We start from the raw sequence: 7,507 nt of genomic DNA, 5'->3' as shown, positions 1-7,507 counted from the left end.
TCAATCACTGCTCGTTTGAGTAGAACGAGGTTCACTATTCCGGGGAGATCTCTCGCTTCGAAGCCCTTTAGCCGATCTGGCAAGACTTCTGCGAGAGGTTTGCAGGCTTTGAGGAGAAGGTGGCCTGAGGTCGCTGGCTGAAGAACGCTTTTGTATCGCGTTTCTCTCAAGCCCGTTTTGCGCGGAGGAGGTCATCATGCCAGTTCCACCTTACTACAAGTGCATCGAGCCGTTGCTGCGAGCCCTCGTACAGTTTGATCGCCCGTTGACGCGTGGGGAAGCCATCGAGGCTGGCGCACGAGAGCTGGGGCTCACCGAGGAAGATCTGTCTGAGCGGATACCGAGCGGTCAGCCGCTTTATCAGAACCGCCTGGGATGGGCCTACGATCGATTGAAGCGGCACGGTCTGGCCGCATCTCCGAGGCGCGGCTACTGGAGCGCCACTCCTCAGGGGCGCCAGCTGCTGGGAAAGCACTCGAAGGGACTGCCCGAAGCGCTGGTGACATCAATCGCGCAGCTTCCGAGAGGCGAAGAGGGAGAGAGCGACGGCTCGGGCCCCGAGCGCCTTCGCGACATCGATGAGCGCTTGTATGCGCTCTCTCCCACCGAGCGCATCGACCAGGCCGTGGCCGAGATCCGCGACAGTGTCGCCCAAGAGCTGCTCGAGATCATCGCACGGTCGAGTCCACGCTTCTTCGAGAGTCTCGTGCTCGAGCTGCTGCACGCCATGGGGTACGGAACCAGTCGTGACGACCTGCAGCACGTCGGAGGCTCGGGCGATGGCGGCATCGACGGCATCATCTCCCTCGACCGCCTGGGGCTCGAGAAGGTGTATGTACAGGCCAAGCGATGGCAGGGTTCGGTGGGCGGGCCGATCATTCAGACGTTCCTGGGCGCGCTGCAGCTGCAGGGCGCCAACAAGGGCGTGCTGCTCACCACGGGCACGTTCACAAAAGACGCGAAAGCCGCCGCCGATCGTGCCCACGGTCGGGTGGTGCTGGTTGATGGCGTCATCCTGGCCAGGCTGATGATCGAGTACGGGGTGGGGGTGTCGCACAAGGAGGTGCGCGTCCCCCGGGTCGACGGCGACTATTTCGAGGCGGAGGCGTGAGGCGCGGCCTTCGAGCCTGTAGTACCTCGGCGGCGCCCGTTCTTCACGCCGACTCTCGCTGCGGTGGCTCGAGCTCGTGCCAACGGTGAGGGGGCAGGCTGCGCCGCTTCTTCTCGATGATGAAGGGGTGGTTGGGAAATCCTGCTTGTTCGAGACACCGCACGTGCTCCCATTCGAACTGATTCAGCTCTTTTTCGTGCTTCGCAATCAGATGGGCAATCGTCGGATCGTGGCGGCTAGGGTCGATGAGTCGGCGGAATTTGGTGAGCTCGTGTGTGAAATCATCTACGGTGGGTTCGCCGGGAAACACCAGATTGTACAAGAAGTCATGGGTGTAGATGACGTGTAGAATCAAGCATCAGGCCTTGTGCAACACCCAGTGACGGTCGAGGAAGATCTCGAAGCGCTCAGACATGATCTTTCTGGTCATTGCGGCTTTCCTCCGATGCCCTTCTTCCACAGAACGAACGGATCGTCTGCGCGACCTTTCTTCTCGAGGCAGCGCACCAGCTCCCACTCGGCCTGCTCGATCCGTGTGCGCCAGATGGCGATCGTGGCGGGCGGGACGTCGATGTTCTTCGCGTGACGGTCTAGCATCTGGCGACACTCACCCACCTGCTCGATGAGCATGTCGAGGGCCACATCGTCGGACAGGAAATATGCCCCTACAGAACTTCTGAGGAATCTGCGCACAAGGGTCTTCCACCGACTCATCATGGGGGATACGTCCTTTCGATCGTGATGAAGAACCAAAGCGTGCGATGAAGAGAGATGGGGTGGCGGTCTCGGTCTGGGCTCTCGCAGCGAGCTGCGCACGGGGGCTGTGGCGTCAGCGCGTGCGCCAGGAGCGCCACGACCCCCCTGTGACCTCCGGACAGCCCTCGGCATCGGGCACGTAGCGATACGTCCAGGGGACGCGGGCGCCAGCAGGTGTCGACACCAGAACGAGAATGCGGTGATACAGCGAGCCGCCGCCCTCGCCATAGGCGTAGAACCCTTCGTATTCATCAAGCGCCTTCAGGGTGTTCTCGAGATCGGCCAGGGGCACGTACTCGCCCTGCACCGTGCCAACGCCGTCGACAAGGCCGGGGTAGTCGCCCAGATCGATGAGCCGCCCACGGGTTGTCGCGTCCACACGCGGGCCGGCGGCGTTGACGAGGTGGGCGCGTTCTTCGCCCGCGAGAAGCGTCCCGTACACGAACACGCCATCGACCTGGCTTGCGCGCGCGGATCCTGCCGCTGCCGCGTGGAGCGGCGCGATGTCGAGACCGTGGTCGCGATAGCCCTGCGCGACGACGGACACGTACGCGTCGGTGGGCTGCACGAACGTCTCCTCGCGGTTTGGGTTCGTGATGTAGGTGAAGGCCTCGACCCGTGCGCCGTTCGCCCAGACGCTCACCGGGACGCGCTGGTAGGAGTTCGGGTGCCCCTCTTTTCTGTCTATGGCCGCGAGCAGGCCGCCGTCGGGAACCTCGAACAAGACCCCCGCGACGGCGTGTTGCGTCGCATCGACGTCAGTGACGCTGATCGCGCCGCCCCTGCGTGATCGCGATCGATAGTTGAAGATCAGTCGGTAGCCAGGGAGCAGGGCCAGCCCGACCGGATTCAGCTCGATGTCCGCTCTTTCGAAGAGGTCTTTCGCGTTCAGATTCGATCCGTATGCGAAGTAGTAGTTCATGTCGATGTCTCTCTCTCTTTGGGGATGGGTTTCACTTTAAACGATGGCCGTGACAGATGCGTGACAGGTGTCGTGAGGGCTCACGCCGCCTGCAAGAGGCGCCACGATGGGCCCGCGCGGCGGCGCAGCCGTCGGAGCCACTTGACGGTGCGCACCACGTTGTCTGCGGTGATGACGACCGTGAGCCCGCGCAGGCGGTCGGTGAGGCGCGACCACTCGGTACCGCGCAGGCAGCGGTCGGTGACGGTATACACCAGGTCGCCGTGGCTGCCGGAGACGTCACCCACCGAGAGGGCGACGTGCAGCTCGGCCTGCCCGATGGCGCGCTGGCGCATGCGGGTGCGGGCGTGATGGCTGATGATGAGGCCACGGGGAAGATGTGTCATGGGGCTTCTGTCTCCTCCTTCACGTTCTTGGCCGAGTTGACTTCGGGGTGTGGGGATCAGCAGGGCAGGGCAGGGGTGACGCTATGCGGCTGATGGCCACGAATGAACGGTAACACGGGTGGTCCGCTGAAGAATGACGCATTCTCGTCGACCCACGCGCGTTGCGTGCACGGTAGCCTGCCAGCACAGGGACAGTTTCAGCTCTGCACAGGGGCGGTGGCTGGTACGTACAGGCTTACGATATCACGCCCCCTTTGCCAGATAGTGACGCGATGTCTCGGAGCCACTCAGATGAATTGCCGGGCAGAGGGGTGGACAAGCCCAGCTGTCGGGCGTCAAGGTCGAGCGTGACCCCGTGTCCCCCACGCCACCGTGGTGGACAAGCCCAGTTGTCGGGCGTCAAGGTCGAGCGCGCCCCCGTGTCCCCCACGCCACCGTGGTGGACAAGCCGAAGTCCCCCACGCCACCGTGGTGGACAGGCCGAAGTCCCCCACGCCACCGTGGTGGAAAAGCCCAGCGGTCGGGTCCCACGGTCGAGCGTGACCCCGTGTCCCCCACGCCACCGTGGTGGACACCAGGCATCTTGACCGGAGAAGGTGGCTGTAGTGGCTGCAGGTACCCTCTCGAGACCCTGGTCCTGCGGAGCTCGTGCATTGTCACCTGAGAGGCGACCCCGAAACACTCGTCAATAGGATGTTTCTTTTCGAGGACGGGGACGAAGGCGAGGGCGAGGCCGAGGACCTGCTCAGGGTGAGGGCCACTGGGTGATCTGCGACCTCCGTTGTTTACGACGTGACGCCTGGAGGTGTCATGTGACAGCTGAAGCTGTCACATCTGCCCGACGTGACGCCTGGAGGTGTCACGTGACAGCCGGGGCTGTCATATCGAGTGGCTGCTTCGGTGAACGGCGACGCGGACGACTGCCGCCACCTGTTTTCCGTGCGGAAAAGTGCGAAAGACCAGATGACCGCCACACGCAAGACGCCTGATAGCCCTCGCACCCGTTGTTTCGCCACGCAGCCCGCGCTCGGATCGTCCTCAAAACAAACATCCTATTGACAAGAGCCTCGGGATCGCCACCCATGGAATCACCCACGAGCTCCGCAGGACCACGCTGCCGACAGGGCACCCGAAGACACCGTCGGGCACATCCTTCGCCTCGGCGACCTGTGGGCGGAGCCTTGCCGTTTGCCTCAGTCAGCACCCGAGCCCCCGATACGGCGCGGTCGACAACGAGCGCCCGCCAGGAGCAAGGCCCGATGTGTGCACGGTACCGCTACTCGCTGAGCATCTCGCCGATCCAGTTGTCGATGTCGTCTACTTCTTCGTTGGAGTCGTTGGTGAGGATGACCATGAGGTCGCCGTCCGTGTAGCGTGTGATGTTGTTGCGGAAGCCTGCCCACGACCCTGAGTGCCACCAGAGGTGGTCTTCGATGGTCCACCCGAAGCCGTAGTTGAACGACTTGCCGTTCTTGAGCGTGCCTGGCGTCAGGGCCTCGCGCAGGGTGCGGGCGCTCACCAGAACGTCTTCGCGCAGTGCGCGGTCCCAGAGCACGAGGTCGGCCGTCGTCGAGTAGATGCCGCCATCCCCCACGATGCCGTCCATGTAGCCCATGTCGCTCTCTTCATCCTCGGAGAACCCGTAGGCGCGCCGGCTGTTGAACGGCTTGATGGCCTCCGGGTCGTAGACGAAGCTGCTCTGCATGTCCAGGGGAGAGAAGATCGAATCCTGCAGGAAGCTCGCGTAGCTCGTCCCGGAGGCCGCCTCGATGACCAGCGACAGCAGGGCATAGCCCGTGTTGCAGTACACGTGACGGGTTCCTGGGGCAAAGTCGAGCGCTGGTTCCGCCTCGACAAAGGCGGCCAGCACGTCGTGGCTTGTCAGCAGGGTGTCTTCGTCGTCGGGCTCTTCCATCATGTCGAAGTACTCGGGAAGCCCCGAGGTGTGCTGCAGAAGCTGGCGGATGGTGATCTCTTTGTAGGGCAGCGTGGGGATGAACCGCGTGACCTTGTCGTCGTAACCCAGACTGCCCTGCTCCTTGAGCATCATGATCGCCATGGCGGTGAACTGCTTGCTCACGGAAGCCAGGTTGAACACAAAGTCCGCGGCGAGGCGCTTCTTCTTGCGCACGTCAGCATAGCCGTAGGCCTCGTTGAGGCGTATCTCACCCTCGCTGGCGTACAGCGCCACGCCGTTGAAGCGGCCCTTGGCCTGCAGGCGGGTCAGGTGCTCGTGGATGCGCGAGGCCTCGCTGTCTTCGTCCTCGTCTTCGTCTTCGTCTTCGTCGTCGTCTTCGTCTTCGTCGTCGTCTTCGTCCTCGTCTTCGTCTTCGTCTTCGTCGTCGTCGTCGTCTTCGTCCTCGTCTTCCTCGTCCTCATCTTCATCACGCGCGCTCCACGGGCGGGCGCTGCTGAACGCCTCGTCCATGTCGGTTCCGCAACAGACCTCGTCTCGATCCTGGGCGTCAGCATTCGTAGTCATGAACATCCTCCTTCGCCGGCTCTCAGGCCACGGCGGGCACGACCTTCTCTCCAGTTTCCTGGGTTCCTGTGTGCCGCTTGAAGCAGGCAGGCGTGGGAGTTCACCGTGCGAAACGAGAATGTGCAAAGCGACATGAAAAACGGGGAGCACTGGTCAGCCAACGAGGTCGAGCGAATTGTTGCCGACTACTTCGACATGCTCGCCCTCGAGCTGCGGGGGCGGGTTGCTGAGAAGGCCCGGCGCAACGAAGCGCTGCGCCAGCATCTCGAGAACCGCTCGAAGGGCTCGGTCGAGTTCAAGCACGCCAACATCAGCGCGGTCATGGCCTCGCTCGGGCTGCCGTTCATCGACGGTTACAAGCCCCGAGGCAACTACCAGGGGCTGCTGGCCGAGACGGTGGTTGCCTACCTGAATGCCCACCCATTGTTCTTTGTGGAAGCTGCGAGCCATTCGGTCGACCTCTCGCGACCCGCAGTGGAGGCGCTGCTTGAACGCATTGCTGGCGCAAGCGACATCTTCGAGCCCGGTCCCGTGCCCATAGAGGTGGCGCACGACGCGGTCTTGCGCCGCAGGCTCAATCTCGTTTCGGTCGACTTCGCGCAGCGAGACCAGGCGAACGCCCCGCTTGCGCAGGTGGGCATCTCCCTCGCGATTGCGCTCGAGAGACGGCGCCTCACCCGCGACCACGGACGCTTTGACCTGGCTGAGAAGGTGCGCGGCGTCAGTGCCGACGAGAGCGAGGGTTTCCACGTACTGTCGTTTGACGGCAATCACGCAGGCGAGCGCCACATCGGCGTCAAGACGACGGCATTGGGCAAGCACGCCCCCTTCTGCGCCACTCCAAAAGAGGTGGCCCACTCCGAGCGGGTAGACGATCGCTACTTTCTGTACCGCTTCTTCCACGCCACCCACCGCCCTCGTGCGTACGCGCGCCAGGGCCCCCTCTCCACGGCATTCCGCCTCGAGCCGACGGGTTACGTCTGCGCGCTGTGAGGGGACGGGCGCGGTCTGCGCCATCCGCGCTGTGGGTAGCGCCCGCGCCGTGGGCTGCGTCTGTGTCGGGGGTTGAGTCTGCGTCGGGGGTTGGGTCTACGCCGTGGGCCACGCGAGACGGTCAGGGTGCGCTCTGTCACGCACCGCGCGTGAGCAGTGCCCACGGGGTGGGGGAGCGTGCAGGGATGATCCCTCACGATGGGATCAAACCTCGCCTGGTATCCAGATGTTGGGATCAACGGTGGGTTTGATCCCTGATCCTGGGATCGGAGAATAGCCGGACAGGTGAATGTGGCGTTGAGACACGCAAGCAATTTGGGGAAGGTGGCGCGTGAACGACACGCAAACATGGCAGTCGTGCGCGCGGGGGGGATGGACGGTCCAGGTCGTGGTCTGAATGCGCTGAGAGCGCCTCCTCAGCACGTGTGGTGAGCCACGCGTCATCATGGGGCGGCCCCCCTGATGTATCGTCTGGAAGTCAGGGATAGTGAGTCTTTTCGAGGAACCTACGAATATGCCTGGGGAAAAGCGACGGTCAGGGGGGGCAGGCCTCATTCGAAGACATCCAGGTCAAGATCAGGGATTCGTGAACAATGAGGTTCATTGATTTCACGAAGTCGACGTATCCTGTTTCGTCTGCGTTGGTCTTCACTCACGTTCATTGCCGGGTCATCTCGCGCCAGCTGATGGGGTGTTTGGGGTCGGGTACCTGTCAATCTCTTCTGCGGGAGCGCAGCTCTTCCGTCGCTGCGGGGGGGCGTACGAGTGGTCGCGCGTCCGCGTCCCGTCGCGCCTGCCCGTACGCGTTCACAATCTCGTTACATCGCAGTTCTTCGATTGGTGGAAAAGTGTAACGA

7 protein-coding genes are annotated in these 7,507 nt (G+C 63.1%); 2 read left to right on the top strand and 5 right to left on the bottom strand.

Features of this window, described 5'->3' with window-relative positions:
• Window positions 1–196: 196 nt before the first annotated feature.
• The gene (locus tag EB084_15665; protein ID NDD29696.1) at window positions 197–1,111 is read left to right on the top strand and encodes a restriction endonuclease; all 915 of its coding nucleotides are present in this window, start codon (window positions 197–199) and stop codon (window positions 1,109–1,111) included.
• A gap of 43 nt (window positions 1,112–1,154) precedes the next feature.
• Here the strand turns inward: EB084_15665 and EB084_15660 are convergent, their stop codons facing one another.
• The 5 genes from EB084_15660 to EB084_15640 all read right to left on the bottom strand — a co-directional run bounded on the left by EB084_15660 (window position 1,155) and on the right by EB084_15640 (window position 5,663).
• Window positions 1,155–1,466, bottom strand: coding sequence for a hypothetical protein (locus EB084_15660; GenBank protein NDD29695.1), 312 nt, complete (start codon window positions 1,464–1,466; stop codon window positions 1,155–1,157).
• Window positions 1,467–1,537: 71 nt separating this feature from the next.
• Window positions 1,538–1,828, bottom strand: a complete 291-nt coding sequence (locus tag EB084_15655) for a hypothetical protein (GenBank protein ID NDD29694.1) — start codon at window positions 1,826–1,828, stop codon at window positions 1,538–1,540.
• A gap of 112 nt (window positions 1,829–1,940) precedes the next feature.
• Window positions 1,941–2,789 (bottom strand): gamma-glutamylcyclotransferase, encoded by an 849-nt coding sequence (locus tag EB084_15650; GenBank protein NDD29693.1) that lies wholly within the window; start codon window positions 2,787–2,789, stop codon window positions 1,941–1,943.
• 80 nt (window positions 2,790–2,869) lie between these two features.
• Window positions 2,870–3,175, bottom strand: coding sequence for a hypothetical protein (locus EB084_15645; GenBank protein ID NDD29692.1), 306 nt, complete (start codon window positions 3,173–3,175; stop codon window positions 2,870–2,872).
• A gap of 1,276 nt (window positions 3,176–4,451) precedes the next feature.
• Complete coding sequence (locus EB084_15640) at window positions 4,452–5,663, bottom strand: class A beta-lactamase-related serine hydrolase (protein NDD29691.1); 1,212 nt, start codon at window positions 5,661–5,663, stop codon at window positions 4,452–4,454.
• 126 nt (window positions 5,664–5,789) lie between these two features.
• On the opposite strand from EB084_15640, the gene EB084_15635 reads away from it, so the two are divergent.
• A complete protein-coding gene (locus EB084_15635; protein ID NDD29690.1) occupies window positions 5,790–6,650 on the top strand; it encodes a DUF3883 domain-containing protein in 861 nt (286 codons plus the stop codon).
• The last annotated feature ends 857 nt before the right edge of the window (window positions 6,651–7,507 follow it).

This window comes from Pseudomonadota bacterium (assembly GCA_010028905.1).
GTDB lineage: Bacteria > Vulcanimicrobiota > Xenobia > RGZZ01 > RGZZ01 > RGZZ01.
Note: the sequence above shows the minus strand (reverse complement) of the source record. Positions and strands in the feature narration are given on the sequence as shown.

Excerpts from the sequence above, each read along its gene's own strand:
- EB084_15665 (NDD29696.1), top strand. The coding sequence starts at position 197 with ATGCCAGTTCCACCTTACTACAAGTGCATCGAGCCGTTGCTGCGAGCC.
- EB084_15655 (NDD29694.1), bottom strand. The coding sequence starts at position 1,828 with ATGATGAGTCGGTGGAAGACCCTTGTGCGCAGATTCCTCAGAAGTTCT.
- EB084_15650 (NDD29693.1), bottom strand. The coding sequence starts at position 2,789 with ATGAACTACTACTTCGCATACGGATCGAATCTGAACGCGAAAGACCTC.
- EB084_15645 (NDD29692.1), bottom strand. The coding sequence starts at position 3,175 with ATGACACATCTTCCCCGTGGCCTCATCATCAGCCATCACGCCCGCACC.
- EB084_15640 (NDD29691.1), bottom strand. The coding sequence starts at position 5,663 with ATGTTCATGACTACGAATGCTGACGCCCAGGATCGAGACGAGGTCTGT.
- EB084_15635 (NDD29690.1), top strand. The coding sequence starts at position 5,790 with ATGAAAAACGGGGAGCACTGGTCAGCCAACGAGGTCGAGCGAATTGTT.